Consider the following 17,556-nt stretch of genomic DNA (forward strand, 5'->3'; position numbering starts at 1 on the left):
CGTCCTCCAAGTCACTTCGCCCCCAGGGCTGTCCGCAGCGCCGTCAAGTTGGCCTCCTGGACCGAGAAGTAGTCCTTGCCGCGGGACTTCGCGGTGATGCCCTCGAGCGGGTCGAGGACGTCCGTCTTCAGTCCGGCGTCGGAGGCGATGGTCTTCGCGGTCTTGTCGCTGACGAGCGTCTCGTAGAACACCGTGGTGACGCCGTCGGCCTTGGCCATCTTCTCAAGGTCCTTCACGCGCGCCGCGCTGGGCTCCGACTCGGGGTCGAGGCCGTTGATGGCCTCCTCGGTCAGGCCGTAGCGCTCGGCGAGGTAGCCGAAGGCGGCGTGGGTGGTGATGAAGACCTTCGTCTTCGTGTCCGCGAGGCCGGTCTTGAACTGCGCGTCGAGGGCGTTCAGCTTCGCGACCAGGGCGGCGGTGTTCTTCGTGTAGTCGCCCGCGTGGCTCGGGTCGGCCTTCTCCAGGGCCTTGCCGACGCCCTCGGCGACCTGCGCGTAGCGCACCGGGTCCAGCCAGATGTGCGGGTCGAGCCCGGCCAGTTCGTCGTTCTTGGTGTGGTCGGCCTCGGCCGCGTGCCCGCCGACCTCGTTGCCGTGCTTCTCCAGCGAGACGAGGGAGGCGGCGTCGACCTTCGTCTTCACGGAGGACTGCTGGACGGCCGCGTCGACGGACGGCTGGAGGTTCTTCAGGTAGACGATCGCGTCGGCCTTCTCCAGGCGCGCGGTCTGCTTGGCGCTGATCTCCAGGTCGTGCGGTTCCTGCCCGGGCTCGGTGAGGCTGGTCACGCTCACATGTCCGGCGCCGATCTGCTCGGCGAGGAAGGCCATCGGGTAGAACGACGCGACGACGTCGAGCTTGCCGTCGCTGCTCGCGGCGGCGGAGTCGGAGGAGCAGCCGGTGAGGGCGGCGAGGGAGAGGGCGCCGGCCGCCGTGAGGGCGGTGCCCGATATGAGTCGTCGTACGTTCATGAAAGCCATTTTCAACAAATATGGAAACCGTTGTCAACAAGCCTTGGGTAAGAGGAAGTGAAGGCAACGATTTGGTTCAAGGGGCGGCCCCGCCGGTACGCTGAGGATTCGCTCCGAGCACCCCTGTAATCCTCGTTATGAAGAGAGCACCGTGGCCGCCGACAAGATCGACACCATCGTCAGCCTGAGCAAGCGCCGTGGCTTCGTTTTCCCCTGTAGTGAGATCTACGGCGGACAGCGCGCCGCCTGGGACTACGGCCCGCTGGGTGTCGAGCTCAAGGAGAACCTGAAGCGCCAGTGGTGGCGTTACATGGTGACGTCGCGCGAGGACGTGGTCGGTCTCGACTCGTCCGTGATCCTGGCCTCCGAGGTCTGGGTGGCCTCCGGTCACGTCGCGACCTTCTCCGACCCGCTGACCGAGTGCACCGCCTGCCACAAGCGGTACCGCGCGGACCACCTGGAGGAGGCGTACGAGGCCAAGCACGGCCGCCTCCCCGAGCACGGCATGGCCGACATCAACTGCCCCAACTGCGGCAACAAGGGCCAGTTCACCGAGCCCAAGCAGTTCTCCGGCCTGCTGTCGACCCACCTCGGCCCGACCCAGGACACCGGCTCCGTCGCTTATCTCCGCCCCGAGACCGCGCAGGGCATCTTCACCAACTTCGCGCTGGTGCAGACCGCTTCGCGCAAGAAGCCGCCGTTCGGCATCGCCCAGATGGGCAAGTCCTTCCGCAACGAGATCACGCCCGGCAACTTCATCTTCCGCACCCGCGAGTTCGAGCAGATGGAGATGGAGTTCTTCGTCAAGCCGGGCGAGGACGAGAAGTGGCAGGAGTTCTGGATGCAGGAGCGCTGGAACTGGTACACCGGCCTCGGCATGCGCGAGGAGAACATGCGGTGGTACGAGCACCCCAAGGAGAAGCTCTCCCACTACTCCAAGCGCACCGCCGACATCGAGTACCGCTTCCAGTTCGGCGGCAACGAGTGGGGTGAGCTGGAGGGCGTCGCCAACCGCACCGACTACGACCTCGGCGCCCACTCCAAGGCCTCCGGCCAGGACCTGTCGTTCTACGACCAGGAGGCCAACGAGCGCTGGACGCCGTACGTCATCGAGCCCGCCGCCGGTGTCGGCCGCGCGATGCTGGCGTTCCTGCTCGACGCGTACGTCGAGGACGAGGCGCCCAACGCCAAGGGCAAGCTGGAGAAGCGCACGGTGCTGCGCCTCGACCACCGCCTGGCTCCCGTGAAGGTCGCGGTCCTCCCGCTCTCCCGCAACCCCGAGCTGTCCCCGAAGGCCAAGGGGCTCGCGCAGGCGCTGCGGCAGAACTGGAACATCGAGTTCGACGACGCCGGCGCGATCGGCCGCCGCTACCGCCGCCAGGACGAGATCGGTACGCCGTACTGCGTGACCGTCGACTTCGACACGCTCGAGGACAACGCGGTGACCGTGCGCGAGCGGGACTCGATGAAGCAGGAGCGGGTCTCGCTGGACCAGATCGAGGGGTACCTCGCGAGCCGTCTGGTCGGCTGCTGATCTTCGCTGCGGGGACTGGCCGGGCCTCTGCTGATGAGGGGCCCGGCCTTGTCACGTCCGCGCTGTGGTGCGTGGGGGCGCGGGCTCAGTTCACCTTGAGGGTGACGGTGGGCGAGTAGACCTTGCCCGAGGCTATCCGCAGATGCTCGGTGCCCTTGTTGCTGAACTTGTGCTTGAGGGTGTAGCCGCTGCCCTTGTTCACGGTGGTCGAGCCCTTGAGCGTCGTCCACTTGTTGCCCTTCTGGTGCTGGAGCGTCAGCTTCGAGCCGATCTTCAGGCCCTTGGTGTGGCCGGTGAAGGTGACCTCGTCGCCGGACTTCACCGTGGTCTTGTCGGCCTTGACGGTGATGCTCCCCATCGTCATCGGGGACATGCTGTTCGAGGGGTGCGGCTTGGGCGAGCTCGCGGCGAAGGCGCCCGCCGAACCGGCCGACAGCAGCGCCACGGAGAGCGCGCCGGCGGCGAGGGCATGGGTGCTGCGGCTGAGCAGGGCGTTCATGTATGACTCCCGGTCTCTGTGTCCCCCCGGGTGAACCGCCCGGTGATCCGGGCCGCACCTCCCAGGTTTCCTCGGCTCGGGTCAGGGCGCGAGTCGGGGAGGTGAGGGGAGGGCGGGAAGGGGCCGGGGGCGGGGGGAAAGGCGCAGGTGGGGAGTGGGCGGGGGTGGGGAAGTTTCTTACGCGGGAAGCCGGGGTCAGCCCGTCGGCGAGACAGTGGCCGCCGCTTTTGCAGGAGTCACCCCGCCGCCGAGACGGTCGCCGCCTCTTCCGCCCCCGGCTCGCGTATCTCCAGCCGCTGCGCCGTCCGCTCGGCCGTGGCCCGGGCCCAGCTGCCGCTGGTCAGGAGACCGAGGACGAGGGTGGCGAGGCCGCAGCCGGCGAGGATCCACCAGCCGGGGCCCGCCGCGGAGACGAAGGTCGCGCGGTAGGACGACGAACCTATGCCGGAGGCGAGGACGGCGCCGACGACGGCGACCCCGAGGGTCGAGCCGAGCTGCCTGCTGGTGGAGGCGACGGCGGCGGCCACCCCGGCCTGGCTGCGCGGCATCCCGGAGACGGCGGTGTTGGTGATGGGCGCGTTGACGAAGCCGAAGCCGATCCCGAAGAGGGTGTAGCCGATCAGCCGGCCCGGCACGGACGTCTCCGCCTGGAAGGCGGCGAACAGCAGCGCGCTCGCGGTCATGGCGACCCCCGCGACGACCAGCGGTATCCGCGGCCCCCGGCTGCCGATCAGCCGCCCGGCGAGCGGCGCGCACAGGAACATCGGCACCGCCATCGGCAGCATCCACAGCCCCGCGTGCAGCGCGCTGAGCCCCTGCACGTTCTGGAGGTACAGCGTGGACAGGAAGAGGAACCCGCCCAGCGAGGCGAACGCGCAGATCGCGATCACCGTCGCCCCCGAGAACGGCGCCGAGCGGAAGAACCGCAGATCGATCAGCGGCTCCGCGCGCCGGGGCTCGTACCGCAGCAGTCCGATCAGGGCGGCGAGGGCGATCGCCGCGAACGGCACGACCGTACCCACCCCGGCCGTCGGCGCCTCGATGATCGCGTAGGTCAGCGAGCCGAACAGGGCGATCACCAGCACCTGCCCGACCGGGTCGGGGCGGCGGGCCTTGGGGGCGCGGGACTCCGGGACGAACCGCAGCGTCAGCAGCAGCGCGGCGGTGCCCACGGGGATGTTGACCCAGAAGATCGACCGCCACCCGACCGACTCCACGAGCAGCCCGCCGACCAGCGGCCCGGCGGCCATCGAGATCCCGACGACGGCCCCCCACACCCCGATCGCCCGCGCCCGCTCGCGCGGGTCGGTGAAGGTGTTCGTGATGATCGACATCGCGACCGGGTTGAGCATCGAACCGCCCACCGCCTGGAGCATCCGGAACGCGATCAGCGACTCCAGATTCGGCGCGAGCGAGCACAGCAGCGAGCCCAGTGTGAAGATCACCAGGCCGACCATGAAGACCTTCTTGCGGCCGATCCGGTCCGCCGTCGACCCCGCGAGCATCAGCAGCGAGGCGAGCACCAGCGTGTACGCGTCAATCGTCCACTGGAGGCCTGCCGTGCTCGCGCCCAGTTCGCGCTGCATCACGGGCAGGCCGACATTGAGGGCGGTGACGTCAAGGCTCACGATCAGCAGGCTCATGCAGCAGATCACGAGCACCAGCATGCGGCGGCGCGGGCTCAGCTCGGTCATGTGTGCCACCCTACGCCGATTTCGATAGTGCGTCTAACTAATGGTCGCTACATGAGGAATCTTTCACCCGTACAAGTGACCATGCCGGATGCGGGACAATGGGGGAATGCCCGAGCCCGTGACCCCCCTCCAGATCGGCCCCCACACCGTCCGGCCGCCGGTCGTCCTGGCCCCCATGGCCGGGATCACCAACGCGCCCTTCCGTACTCTCTGTAGGGAATTCAGCGGTGGTAAAGGCCTGTTCGTCAGCGAGATGATCACGACCCGGGCCCTGGTCGAGCGCAACGACAAGACGATGCAGCTCATCAGGTTCGACGCCACCGAGACCCCCCGCTCGATCCAGCTCTACGGCGTCGACCCCGCGACGGTCGGCAAAGCGGTCCGCATGATCGCCGAAGAGGACCTCGCCGACCACATCGACCTGAACTTCGGCTGCCCGGTCCCGAAGGTGACCCGCAAGGGCGGCGGCTCGGCCCTCCCCTACAAGCGCAACCTCCTGCGCGCGATCCTGCGCGAGGCGGTCAGCGGCGCCGGGGACCTCCCCGTCACGATGAAGATGCGCAAGGGCATCGACGACGACCACATCACCTACCTCGACGCCGGCCGGATCGCCGTCGAGGAGGGCGTCACCTCGATCGCCCTGCACGGCCGCACCGCCGCCCAGCACTACGGCGGCACCGCGGACTGGGACGCCATCGCCCGGCTGAAGGAGCACGTCCCCGAGATCCCCGTGCTCGGCAACGGTGACATCTGGTCGGCCGACGACGCGCTGCGGATGGTGCGGGAGACGGGCTGCGACGGGGTCGTCGTCGGCAGGGGCTGTCTGGGGCGGCCGTGGCTGTTCGCGGATCTGGTGGCGGCCTTCGAGGGGCGTACCGAGTACGCGCGGCCGGCGCTCAGGGAAGTGGCCGAGGTCATGGTCCGGCACGCGCGGCTGCTCGGCGAGTGGCTGGGGGACGAGCAGAAGGGGGTCGTCGACTTCCGCAAGCACGTCGCCTGGTATCTCAAGGGCTTCGCGGTCGGCAGCGAGATGCGCAAGCGGCTGGCGATCACGTCGTCGCTCGCCGAACTGGCCGAGGGCTTGCAGGAGTTGGACCTGGACCAGGCCTGGCCCCTGGGCGCGGACGGCCCGCGGGGCCGTACGTCCGGCAACAACCGGGTGGTGCTGCCGGACGGCTGGCTGAAGGACCCCTACGACTGCGCGGGCATCAGCGAGGACGCGGAACTGGACACGTCCGGGGGCTGAGAAAAAGAGGGTTAGTTCTTGGTCGGGTGCGGGACCGACCCGTACGCCGTCAGGAACTTGTCCCGGAAGAGGTCCATCTTCCACACCGGCGCGTCGTGCGCCGGGCGCAGCCCGTCCGTCCAGTTCCAGGAGCCGACCTTCTCCAGGACCTTCGGGTCCTTCGCGACGATCGAGATCGGCACGTCCCGGCTCGCCTTGTCGCCGCTCACCTTGGCGATCGGCTGATGGTCGCCGAGGAACACCAGAACCGTGTTGTCGGACGCGTACCGCTGCATCCACTGCGTCAGCGCGGTCACCGAGTACTGGACCGACTTCCCGTACTCCGCACGGGACTTGGTCTGGTCGTTGTAGATGTCGGAGACGTGCAGGCCCTCCTTCTGGATGGCGTCGAAGACCGAGCCGTTCCCGACGTCCGCCCAGTCCACCAGCTTCGGGAGCGGCGCCCACGGCTGGTGGCTCGACGTCAGGATGATCTCGGACATCAGCGGCTTGTCCCGCTTCTTGCCGTGCTCCAGCCGCTGGAACGCCTCCAGCGCGTACTGGTCCGGCATCGTCGACCAGCTGAACTTCGGCCCCTGGTAACCCATCTGGAAGGCGTTGTAGACCCGGTCGAGCCCGTAGTACCGCTGCTCCGGCCAGCTCTTCTGCACCCCGGGCATGATCCCTACGGTGTCCCAGGCGCCGGTCTTCTGGAACGCCTTGGTCAGCGAGAGGTGATCGCTCGCCATGACCGTCCGGTACCGCTGCTGGTTGTCGATCCACAGCCCGGAGAGCGTAGTTGAGTGCCCGAACCAGCTCCCGCCCCCGTACGTCGACGACGTCAGCCAGCCGCTCTTCGCGTGGAAGCCGGCCTTCGCGAGCGCGGCGGTGTTCTCGGTGAGCATCTGGTCGACGCCGGGCGCCATGATCGGGTCCTCGATCGCGCTGCGCCCGTAGCTCTCGATGAACGTGAAGATGACGTCCTTGCCCCGCAGGTCCGGCACCAGCTGGGAAGCGGGCGTGTTCCCGAACTTGTCGCTCTTGGCGATCTTCGCGAACTCGGCCTCGTCCCGCAACGTCTCCTGGACCTGCCGCCGTTGGAAGTTCAGCGAGTCCGCGGCCCGGTACGTGGCGATCGGCTGCCCGGCGAGATCCAGCGTGAGGATCGAGCAGGTTATCCACACGGTCCCCACCAACAAGGTCCCCCGCGTGGCGAGTTGGACATCCCGCCCGAGAACCGCGGCGATCCGCAGCAGCGCCCCGACCATCCCGCCGAACACCACCACGACGAGGACGACCACCCCGGCGGCCAGCAGATTCGCCGTCAACTTCCCCATGGAGTCCGCCACATACGACTTCGCGTCGTCCAACAGCCCCCAGTCGAGCACCGGGTTGAAGCTGCGCCCCAGATACGACCAGAACCCCATGGTGATGAGGTTGACGACGGTCAGCGCGGCGATCCCGACCCCGCTGACGACGGCCAGCACGGTCCGCGCCCGCTGCGGCAGCGCGATCAACAGCACGGCGAGCACGATGAGTTCACCCGGCACCCGCACGAACGCGGCAGGCCCCATGACGTCCGGCTGCACCGGCAGCAGCATCGCGGCGTAGACGAACAGCACGGAGAGAACCGTCCCGCTCCACCACACGATCCGGGCGGCGCGGGGGAAGCGCTCCCGCCAGGACCGCCACGAACGCAGCGCGGCGAACCGGGGTTCGGGGGTCTCAGTCGGCGGAGCCTTCTCAAGGCTGACCCGCACAGCGCCCTCTGCCTCACCTGTCACACCGGCAACCGTATCCGCCGCCTCCGGTTCACCCCCCGCAGAGGCCCCCTCGGAAGGCTCCGATTCCGGTTCCGGCAGTTGACGTGAGCGTGTGGAGACCGGCACCCGAAGGTCCTTCCGTACGAAACCCGGTGGAACGGCGGACCCGGTGTGGAGGGCCGGGTCCGCCACCGTTTCGTACGGGCTGTCCCGCGCGCGTGTTCAGTTCCGCGGGACAGCGCTCGGCAAACACCGGGCAAACGCCCGCCCAAGTGCCCCGGCGGACACCGGACTCAGGCCCCGCCCACCGCCGTCAGCAGCGCCAACGGCGCGGCGGCGGACCGGGATTCGCGGATGCACGCGTGCGGATAGGGCACCGGCGCCGCGTGCGCCTCCCGCCCGTACCCGGCGAGCACCTCCGGCAGCCGGTGCCCGGTCGCGGTCGCCGCGTCGACGAGCGCGTGGGCGACCGTACGGGCCTCGTCGTGCAGCCCGTACCGGGCGAGCCCCAGCGTGATCAGCGCGTTGTCGTGCGGCCACACCGAACCCCGGTGGTACGACAGCGGGTGGTACGCCGGCTGCCCGGCCGCCAGTGTGCGCACGCCCCAGCCGGAGAAGAAGTCCGGCTCCAGCAGCCGCCGGCCCACCGCCTTGCCGTACTCCTTGTCGAGCAGGCCCGACCACAGCAGGTGGCCCGCGTCGGAGGCGAGGGCGTCGACATGGCGGCCCTCGCCGTCCAGGGCCAGCGCCGGGAAACCCGCGCCGTGCATCCAGAAGTCGCGCTGGAAGCGGTCGCGCAGATCGGCCGCCGCCTGCTCCAGGAGGGCCGCGTACGTCTCGTCCTGCCAGGCCGTGCGGGCCAGGTGGGCGGTGCGGCGCAGGGCGTCGTACGCGTAGCCCTGGGCGCCCGCCGCCATCACCGTGCCGCGCACCCGGGTGCCGTCGGCGCCGCAGATCGCGCCGGGGGAGTCCTTCCAGTTCTGGTTGGCCAGGCCGCCCTGGTCCGCGCGGTAGACGAGATAGCCGCGCGAGGAGAGGCCGCCGTGGTCCAGCATCCAGTCGACGGCCGCCCGCGCGTGCCGCTCCAGGCGCAGGGCCAGCGCCACGTCCCTGGTCTGCTCCACGTACGCGCCGAGCAGCACGAGGAACAGCGGGGTCGCGTCGACCGAGCCGTAGTAGCGGCCGTAGGGGACCTGCTGGAAGTGGGCGAGCTCGCCGTGCCGCAGCTCGTGCACGATCTTGCCGGGCTGGGAGACCGTCTGCGGGCCCGTCTCGGTGGCCTGGCTCGCCGCGAGCGCGCGCAGCGTGGCGGCGGCCAGCTGGGGGCGGTAGGGGAGGGCGAAGAAGGAGGTCAGCAGGGCGTCGCGGCCGAGCAGCGCCAGGAACCAGGGGGCGCCGGCCGCCGGGACGCGCAGCTCCTCGCCGTCCGGTCCGTGCGCGGCGACCTGGAGCGCGGCGAGGTCGGCGAGGCCGCGCGCGCAGGCCGCCGACAGCTCCGGCCAGCCGGTGGGGAAGGCGACGCCCTCTATGAACTCGCCCTCGGAGGACAGGAGTTCGCCGCGCAGGGCCTGCGGAGAGCTGGGCACCCGCAGCGCGCGCTTCTCGCCGTGCGGACGCGCCATCACCCGCAGGGTCAGCTCGGCCGCGCCGTGCGGTTCGAGGTCCACGTCCCACACCAGGCGGCGCGCGCCGGTGCCGGTCTCCTCGACGCCGTCGGGCGCCGGGTCCGCCGTGACGGTCGTGCAGGACCGCCACTCGCCGCGCCGGTAGGTGAACTCCACGCCGTCGTCCAGGACATGACGGCGCCGGACGGCGCCGGACTTGGCGTACGTGCGGTGGTCGGAGCGCAGCTCGAACTGGTCGGTGAAGTCGGCGTCGGCGGTCACCGCGAGGCGGACCGTCGTCGGCACCGGGCGGTTGCTCACCACCCGCAGCGACTCGATGAACGAGCCGTCCCCGACCGCCTGTTCGCGGAACAGGGTGCAGGAGGGCGGTTCGGTCCGGCCGCCGCGCGGGACGAGCACGCAGGACGCGCTGTCACTGTCCGCGACCGGGGTCAGTATCTCCGGTACCGCCCCGTCGACGGTGAGCTGCCAGCGGCTCAGGTGCCGTGCGTCCCGCACGAACAGCCCGTCCGGAGAGGCGCCGGCACCGCGTACGCCGCTGATGTCCCCACGGTCGCCGATGGCGGCGAACGTCCCGCCGTGTACGAGCAGATGATGCCGGTCCGTCATCCCAGGTCCCCTCCCTTGGTGGTCCCCGCGATCGTCATGACGGGCGCCACCATGTCTGACGCCTCGTCAACTTCCTTGTCGTGCAGCAGATCCAGCGTGAGTGCGGCCGTCCAGCCGAAGCGGGTCGCCCCGCAGGCCGCGCCGGTGCGCGGGTCGACGTACTCCGCGAAGTCGCAGGCGCCCGCCGTCTCCAGGAACGCGGTGCGCAGCGCGTCGGCCCGCGCGAGTTCGCCGTGCCGCCTCAGGCCCCGCTCCAGCAGCCAGCTCGTGTTGAACCAGGCCGGGCCGCGCCAGTAGCGGTGCGGGTCGAACGCCTCGCCGAGCAGGTCGTAGGACGGGGCGAGCCGGGTCGTCGTACCGAGGCCGAAGTGCGGGCCCGCCAGGGTGCGTTCGAGGGTCTTCACCGTGTCGCGCGGCAGGTCCGGCAGCAGGAGCGGGATCAGGCCCGAGACGCCGCGTTCGCGGATCAGGGCGCCCTCCTTCACGTCCCGGCAGAAGAACATGCCCTCCGCCGGGTCCCACAGGCGCTCCAGCAGGACGTCCGTCAAGTGCCGCGCGCGGGCGTGGCGGGCGGTGCCCGGGGCGCCCAACTCCTCGGCCACACAGGCGAGTGCGTGTTCCGAGGCGATCAGCAGGGCGTTGAACGCCGGGTCCTCGACCGCGAACTCCCCCTGTCCATCCGCGTATTGACCGTCCCGGTAGTCGGCCGCCAGGCGGACGTACCGCCCGTAGTCCAGGTCCGTCGGCCGGTCCTCGGCAGCCCCGTGGTCGAGGTCCGCCCGGCGGAAGGAGCGGGCCGGCGCGGGTGTGATCCGCGCCAACGGGGCATCCCAGCAAGGGGAGTTGTCCATCCCCTGCTCCCAGGGGTGGACGACGGACACCAGCCCGCCCCCGCCCAGGTCCCTGCGGTGGCGCAGATAGCGGTGCCAGGCCGCGAGCCGCGGGTACACCCGGGCCAGGAAGCCGCGCGCCCGCGACAGCGCGGGGTCCGCCCGGTGCACCAGCCAGGCGGCCAGCGCGTGGACGGGTGGCTGCACGATGCCGGAGGTCTGTACGGTGCGCGGGGCGCCCGCCGCGCGCCCTGCGGTCGAGGAGCGCCAGAAGTCGGGGCTCGGGAAGTACGCGTCGAGCGGGACGGAGGGGTTGAACACGATGTGCGGGATCCGCCCGTCGCCCCACTGCGCCGCCAGCAGGGTCTCCAGCTCCGACTGGGCCCGCAGCGGCGCGACATGGCGCAGTCCGATCGCGATGAACGCCGAGTCCCACGACCACTGGTGCGGGTACAGACTGCGCGAGGGGACCGTGGACGTGCCCGTCCAGTTCTCCTCCAGCACCCGTACCGCACCCTGGTGCAGTGGTCCGCCGGAGTCGTACGCGGCGGCGCTGGTGCGGGACTTGGTGGTGCGATCCACTCGGGGCTCCCCGAAGGCGACATGGCTCACCGGCCGGTTCGGCAGGTGCCGCCGTATGGTTACGTCTATTTAACACGCAAAACTCAATATGTAATGCAGGGTTGGGAAACACAAGGGGGTGCGCATGACGAATCGAACGCAGGGCCGTAGCGGGGTTCGGGGTCAGGTTCGGGGTCAGGGCAGCGCCGGAGACCTGCTCGAACTGGTGCGAAGCGGACGCGCCACCACGCGCGGCGCCCTCCAGCAGGCGACAGGACTGTCCCGCGCGACCGTCGGCCAGCGCCTCGACCGCCTCTTCCGCGCGGGCTGGCTGCGCGAGGGCGCCGGAGGGCCGGTCGACTCGCCCCTGGGCGGACGCCCGTCCATCACCCTGGAGTTTGACGCCTCCCACGCGGTGGTCCTCACCGCCGATCTCGACACCCGGCACGCCCGCGCGGCCGTCCTCTCGCTGACCGGCGACGTGCTCGCCGAACTCTCCGGCACCCTCGTCGTCGAGGAGGGACCCGAACAGGTCCTCGGTGAACTCGGGCGCTGGTTCAAGGAGTTGCTGGCGAAGGCGGATCACCGCGCGGACGAGGTGTGCGGCATCGGCCTCGCCGTACCCGGCCCCGTCGACACCGAGACCGGCCGCGTCGTCCAGCCCCCGATCATGCCCGGCTGGGACGGCTACGACATAAGGGGCCGGCTCGCCCGCGCCTTCACCGAGCACACCTCCGCGCCGGCCGTCCCCGTCCTCGTCGACAACGACGCCAACCTCATGGCGTACGCCGAACAGCGCGCCGCCCACCCCGACTGCTCGGCGTTCGTCCTGGTCAAGGTCTCGACCGGGATCGGCGCCGGGGTCGTCGTGGACGGCTCGATCTTCCGGGGCGTCGACGGCGGCGCGGGCGACCTCGGCCATATCCGGGTCGGCGCCGACGCCCTGTGCCGCTGCGGCTCGTACGGCTGTCTCGCGGCCGTCGCCAGCGGGGGCGCGGTCGCGCGGCGGCTGGCCGAGGCCGGGGTGCCGGCGGCGTCCGGGTCCGATGTGCGGGAGCTGCTGGCGGCCGGGCACACGGAGGCGGCGGCGCTCGCGCGGGAGGCCGGGCGGCAGGTCGGCGACGTGCTCGCGACCGTCGTCACGCTGCTCAACCCGGGCGTGCTGATGATCGCCGGGGACCTCGCGGGGACGCCGTTCCTCACCGGGGTGCGGGAGTTGCTGTACCAGCGGGCGCTGCCGCGCTCGACCGCCCATCTGGAGGTCGTGACCTCACGGCTGGGGGACCGGGCGGGGCTGGTGGGGGCGGGGGCGCTGGTCGTGGAGCATCTGTATGCGCCGGAGCGGGTGGAGCGGCGGTTGGCGGCGCTCGGGTATTAGGGCGCCGGTATCGGGGGCGCCGGTAGGGGGCGTGATACTCGCCACTCTTGATAAGGGTTGCGCTCACATGAGCGAATCGTGGGTGGCTGCACTTCCTCAAGGGGTGGCACTGGGTGCCACTCCTTGAGTGTTCACCGGGCGAACTCATACGTGTGGAATGTCGCTCACGTGAGCGTCATGCCGGGTGGGGAAGATGTGGCCGCCTTCAGGAAGTGAACGAAAGGGGTCGCCGTCCTTTGCTCGGCCTTGACCTGTGAACCGTTGGTACATGGCGGGACTCCGGCTCGCGACACCCGGCCGGACCTCCCCGCAGGCCTGGGATCTGGGTATGTTCCTCGTCGTCAGGGCAGCCGTCGCGTCCTTGAGGGAGTCGAGAACCGTGTCGGAGAACAGAACACCGCGGACCACGAAGTTCGTTTATGACTTCACCGAAGGAAACAAGGACCTCAAGGACCTCCTGGGCGGCAAAGGCGCCAACCTCGCCGAGATGACCAACCTCGGCCTCCCGGTCCCCCCTGGATTCACCATCACGACCGACGCCTGCAAGGTCTACCTCGACAGCGGCGCGGAACCGGCGGCACTGCGTGACGAGGTGAGCGCGCACCTCGACACCCTTGAGACCCGGATGGGCAAGAAGCTCGGCCAGAGCGACAACCCCCTTCTCGTGTCGGTCCGTTCGGGCGCGAAGTTCTCCATGCCGGGCATGATGGACACCGTCCTCAACATCGGCCTCTCCGACACCTCCGTGCAGGGCCTCGCCGCGCAGGCCGGGGACGAGCGGTTCGCCTGGGACTCCTACCGGCGGCTCATCCAGATGTTCGGCAAGACCGTCCTCGGCGTCGACGGCGACCGCTTCGAGGAGGCGCTGGAGAAGGCCAAGCAGGCGAAGAAGGTCACGGTCGACACCGACCTGGAGGCCGCCGACCTGAAGAAGCTGGTCGCCACCTTCAAGAAGATCGTCAAGCAGGAGACGGGACGCGACTTCCCGCAGGACCCGCGCGAGCAGATGGACCTCGCGGTGAAGGCCGTCTTCGAGTCCTGGAACGGCGACCGCGCCAAGCTCTACCGCCGCCAGGAACGCATCCCCGGCGACCTCGGCACCGCCGTCAACATCTGCTCCATGGTCTTCGGCAACCTCGGCCCCGACTCCGGCACCGGCGTCGCCTTCACCCGCGACCCCGCCTCCGGCTACCAGGGCGTCTACGGCGACTACCTCGCCAACGCCCAGGGCGAGGACGTCGTCGCCGGCATCCGCAACACCGTCCCCCTCGCCGATCTTGAGACGGTCGACAAGGCGTCGTACGACCTGCTGATGCGGATCATGACCACGCTGGAGAACCACTACAAGGACCTCTGCGACATCGAATTCACCATCGAGCGCGGCCAGTTGTGGATGCTCCAGACCCGCGTCGGCAAGCGTACGGCGGGCGCCGCGTTCCGGATCGCGACGCAGCTCGTCGACCAGGGCCTCATCGACGAGACCGAGGCCCTCCAGCGCGTCACCGGCGCGCAGCTCGCCCAGCTGATGTTCCCCCGCTTCGCCGAGGACGCCAAGGCCGAGCAGGTCGGCCGGGGCATCGCCGCCTCGCCGGGCGCCGCCGTCGGCAAGGCCGTCTTCGATTCGTACACGGCCGTCAAGTGGTCGCGCTCCGGCGAGAAGGTCATCCTGGTCCGCCGCGAGACCAACCCCGACGACCTCGACGGCATGATCGCCGCCGAGGGCATCCTGACCTCGCGCGGCGGCAAGACCTCGCACGCGGCCGTCGTCGCGCGCGGCATGGGCAAGACCTGTGTCTGCGGCGCCGAGGAGCTGGAGGTCGACACCAAGCGGCGCCGGATGACCGTGCCCGGCGGGCACGTCATCGAGGAGGGCGACGTCCTGTCCATCGACGGCTCCACCGGCAAGGTCTACCTCGGTGAGGTGCCCGTCGTGCCCTCCCCGGTCGTCGAGTACTTCGAGGGCCGGATGCACGCGGGCGCCGAGGAGGCCGACGAGCTCGTCGAGGCCGTGCACCGCATCATGGCGTTCGCCGACCGCAAGCGCCGGCTGCGGGTGCGCGCCAACGCCGACAACGCCGAAGACGCCCTGCGCGCACGGCGGTTCGGCGCCCAGGGGATCGGGCTGTGCCGCACCGAGCACATGTTCCTGGGCGACCGGCGGGAGTTGGTGGAACGGCTCATCCTCGCGGACACCGAGGTAGAGCGCGAGGAGTCACTGAAGGCCCTACTCCCTTTGCAGAAGCAGGACTTCATCGAGCTGTTCGAGGCGATGGACGGACTCCCTGTCACCGTCCGCCTGTTGGACCCGCCGCTGCACGAATTCCTGCCCGACATCACCGAGTTGTCGGTCCGCGTCGCGCTCGCCGAGGCCCGCAAGGACCACAACGAGAACGACCTGCGCCTGCTCCAGGCCGTCCACCGCCTCCACGAGCAGAACCCGATGCTCGGCCTGCGCGGCGTCCGTCTCGGCCTCGTCATCCCCGGCCTGTTCACCATGCAGGTGCGCGCCATCGCCGAGGCCGCCGCCGCCCGCAAGGCCGCCAAGGGCGACCCGCGCGCCGAGATCATGATCCCGCTCGTCGGCACCGTCCAGGAACTGGAGATCGTCCGCGAGGAGGCCGACCAGGTCGTCGCCGAGGTCGAGGCGGCCACCGGGACCGAACTCAAGCTGGCCATCGGCACGATGATCGAGCTGCCCCGCGCCGCTCTGACGGCCGGTCAGATCGCCGAGGCCGCCGAGTTCTTCAGCTTCGGCACCAACGATCTGACGCAGACCGTATGGGGGTTCAGCCGCGACGACGTCGAAGCCTCCTTCTTCACCGCCTACTTGGAGAAGGGCATCTTCGGGGTGTCGCCCTTCGAGACCATCGACCGCGACGGCGTCGGCTCGCTCGTGAAGTCGGCGGCGGAGGCGGGCCGGGCCACCCGGCCCGACCTGAAGCTCGGGGTGTGCGGCGAGCACGGCGGCGACCCCGAGTCCGTGCACTTCTTCCACGAGGTCGGGCTGGACTACGTCTCCTGCTCGCCGTTCCGCATCCCCGTCGCCCGCCTGGAGGCCGGCCGCGCGGCGACCCAGTCGGCGGGCAGCGACCACCGCTGAGGCCCCGGAGAGCGGCGGCCGGTCCCCGACCCTCACCGATCGGCGGCGGCTCCCGGTACACAAGAGAGGGCGGCATCCCTGTGCGGGGGGTGCCGCCCTCTGTGCGGGGGTGTGGTCGACGGGCGGGCTGGAGGTTCTGGGGCCGGAGGTTCCGAGGGGGGCGGAGGTTCTGGGGGTGCCGGAGGTTCCGAGGGGGGCGGAGGTTCTGGGGGGGCGGAGGTTCTGGGGGGGTGCCTCTATGTCTTTCGTCAAGCGGGGCGTGGGGTTCTGGGTTCGTAGAGGGTGCCGTCGCGGAGCATCGCGAAGAGCACGTTGATCCGCTGGCGGGCGAGGCGGAGGAGGGCTTGGGTGTGGGTTTTCCCGCGGGCCCGGCATTTGTCGTAGTAGGTGCGGGAGGCGGGGTCGTGCAGGGCGGCGAACGCGGACAGGAACATCGCGCGTTTGAGCTGTCGGTTGCCGCCTCTGGGTGCGTGTTCGCCGTGGATCGAGGTGCCCGACGACTTGGTCGTGGGGGCGAGGCCGGCGTAGGAGGCGAGGTGGGCGGCGGTGGGGAAGCCGGTTGCGTCGCCGACGGTGACCAGCAAGGTGGCGGCGGTCCTGACCGCGACTCCCGGAATCGAGGTCAGGACCGGGGAAAGAGGGTGGGCCTCCAGCAGCTGTCCGATCTGTGCTTCCAGGGCTCGTCGTTGTTCGTGGACGGCAGCGAGCGAGCGGGCCAGGGACGGGATCACGATGTCGAGGGTGCCGGTGCCCGGGACCACGACGGTCTGTTCGTCGAGCGCGTCGAACACCTCGTCGATCAGCCGCTGGGCCATGCGCGGAGCCTTGGGCCGGACCAGTTCGACGAGCCTGCGGCGTCCGGCTTTGCACAGGGCGGCCGGGGAGCCGTGGCGTTCCAGGAGCCAGGTGACGGCCTGGTGGTCGAGGCGGGGTCCGAGGACGCGTTCCAGCGACGGGTGGAACTGGGTGAGCAGGCCGCGTATGCGGTTGGAGGTGCGGGTGGCCTCGGCCGCGAGGTCCTGGTCGAAGCCGACGAGCACGGTCAGCTCGGCGGTGATCTCGTCGGTGGGTTCCAGCGAGCGCAGGGTGTGCGGCATGGTGCGGGCGGCGTCCGCGATCACCGCGGCGTCCTTCGCGTCGGTCTTCGCCTCGCCGGGGTAGAGGTCGGCGATCCGCCGCATGGCCAGTCCGGGCAGGTAGGCGACCTTGCAGCCGGCGTCCCGGGCGACCGTCAGGGGCAGGGCTCCGATCGAGGCGGGCTGGTCCACGATCACCAGCACGGTGGCGAACTTCGCGGCCAGCTTGTCGAAGACGGCCCTCAACCTGGGCTCACTGTTGGGCAGCTGCTTGTCGAAGACCTTCTTCCCTGCCGGGGTCAGCCCGTGGCCGTGGTGAGCGGTCTTGCCGACGTCCAGGCCGAGGAAGACGCCCACGTCGCCGGTGTCGAACATCGTGCTTCAACTCCTCTGGTGCGGCTGGCCTTCGGTGTCGGTGTCGTTCTCGCGCATCCACGTTATGCAGACCTGCCGCCCGCGAACTGCCCGGCATTGCACCGGACCGGACGGTGGCCGGGCCTCTCATCAGCGTCTCCGACAACACCTCTCGGGCCCGGTGAACACCACCCCCCAGGTCATCCGTTCGACAGGGGGGAACAGTCATGCCGGGCCCGGAGGCCAGCGGCCCTCTTGCAGGACCGTGTAGAAGATAACGGGGGGGCCGGGGATTCTGGGAGGGGATGCCGGACGTGCGTGCGAGGAATGCCGGACGCGC

11 protein-coding genes are annotated in these 17,556 nt (G+C 70.2%); 4 read left to right on the forward strand and 7 right to left on the reverse strand.

The window, feature by feature from the left end; genetic code table 11:
* Positions 1–11: 11 nt before the first annotated feature.
* The gene (locus tag ACYUD3_RS24605; RefSeq protein WP_470973561.1) at positions 12–968 is read right to left on the reverse strand and encodes a metal ABC transporter substrate-binding protein; all 957 of its coding nucleotides are present in this window, start codon (positions 966–968) and stop codon (positions 12–14) included.
* A 151-nt stretch (positions 969–1,119) separates the two neighbouring features.
* Here ACYUD3_RS24605 and ACYUD3_RS24610 point away from each other — a divergent pair, with 151 nt between their 5' ends.
* Positions 1,120–2,502 (forward strand): glycine--tRNA ligase, encoded by a 1,383-nt coding sequence (locus ACYUD3_RS24610; RefSeq protein ID WP_470973565.1) that lies wholly within the window; start codon positions 1,120–1,122, stop codon positions 2,500–2,502.
* Between the two features lie 85 nt (positions 2,503–2,587).
* Here the strand turns inward: ACYUD3_RS24610 and ACYUD3_RS24615 are convergent, their stop codons facing one another.
* Both ACYUD3_RS24615 and ACYUD3_RS24620 read right to left on the reverse strand, forming a co-directional pair.
* Complete coding sequence (locus tag ACYUD3_RS24615) at positions 2,588–3,001, reverse strand: hypothetical protein (protein ID WP_470973568.1); 414 nt, start codon at positions 2,999–3,001, stop codon at positions 2,588–2,590.
* Between the two features lie 236 nt (positions 3,002–3,237).
* A complete protein-coding gene (locus ACYUD3_RS24620) occupies positions 3,238–4,695 on the reverse strand; it encodes an MFS transporter (protein WP_470973572.1) in 1,458 nt (485 codons plus the stop codon).
* 106 nt (positions 4,696–4,801) lie between these two features.
* On the opposite strand from ACYUD3_RS24620, the gene dusB reads away from it, so the two are divergent.
* The gene (gene dusB, locus ACYUD3_RS24625; RefSeq protein ID WP_470973577.1) at positions 4,802–5,941 is read left to right on the forward strand and encodes a tRNA dihydrouridine synthase DusB; all 1,140 of its coding nucleotides are present in this window, start codon (positions 4,802–4,804) and stop codon (positions 5,939–5,941) included.
* A gap of 11 nt (positions 5,942–5,952) precedes the next feature.
* Here the strand turns inward: dusB and ACYUD3_RS24630 are convergent, their stop codons facing one another.
* The 3 genes from ACYUD3_RS24630 to ACYUD3_RS24640 all read right to left on the reverse strand — a co-directional run bounded on the left by ACYUD3_RS24630 (position 5,953) and on the right by ACYUD3_RS24640 (position 11,329).
* Entirely contained in the window at positions 5,953–7,704 is a 1,752-nt protein-coding gene (locus ACYUD3_RS24630; protein ID WP_470973581.1) for an alkaline phosphatase family protein, read from the reverse strand.
* A gap of 272 nt (positions 7,705–7,976) precedes the next feature.
* Entirely contained in the window at positions 7,977–9,917 is a 1,941-nt protein-coding gene (locus ACYUD3_RS24635) for an amylo-alpha-1,6-glucosidase (RefSeq protein ID WP_470973585.1), read from the reverse strand.
* On the reverse strand, positions 9,914–11,329 hold the full coding sequence (locus tag ACYUD3_RS24640) for an MGH1-like glycoside hydrolase domain-containing protein (RefSeq protein ID WP_470973588.1): 1,416 nt from the start codon (positions 11,327–11,329) through the stop codon (positions 9,914–9,916). The genes ACYUD3_RS24635 and ACYUD3_RS24640 overlap by 4 nt, the downstream gene beginning before the upstream one ends.
* A 124-nt stretch (positions 11,330–11,453) precedes the next feature.
* Between ACYUD3_RS24640 and ACYUD3_RS24645 the strand changes: the two genes are divergently transcribed.
* Entirely contained in the window at positions 11,454–12,686 is a 1,233-nt protein-coding gene (locus ACYUD3_RS24645) for an ROK family protein (protein WP_470973591.1), read from the forward strand.
* Positions 12,687–13,065: 379 nt separating this feature from the next.
* The gene (gene ppdK, locus ACYUD3_RS24650) at positions 13,066–15,786 is read left to right on the forward strand and encodes a pyruvate, phosphate dikinase (protein WP_470974203.1); all 2,721 of its coding nucleotides are present in this window, start codon (positions 13,066–13,068) and stop codon (positions 15,784–15,786) included.
* A gap of 248 nt (positions 15,787–16,034) precedes the next feature.
* Here ppdK and ACYUD3_RS24655 read toward each other — a convergent pair whose 3' ends face one another.
* Positions 16,035–17,237, reverse strand: a complete 1,203-nt coding sequence (locus tag ACYUD3_RS24655) for an IS110 family RNA-guided transposase (protein ID WP_470973595.1) — start codon at positions 17,235–17,237, stop codon at positions 16,035–16,037.
* Positions 17,238–17,556: the final 319 nt, after the last annotated feature.

It is taken from the genome of Streptomyces sp. AMJ-169 (assembly GCF_055597585.1).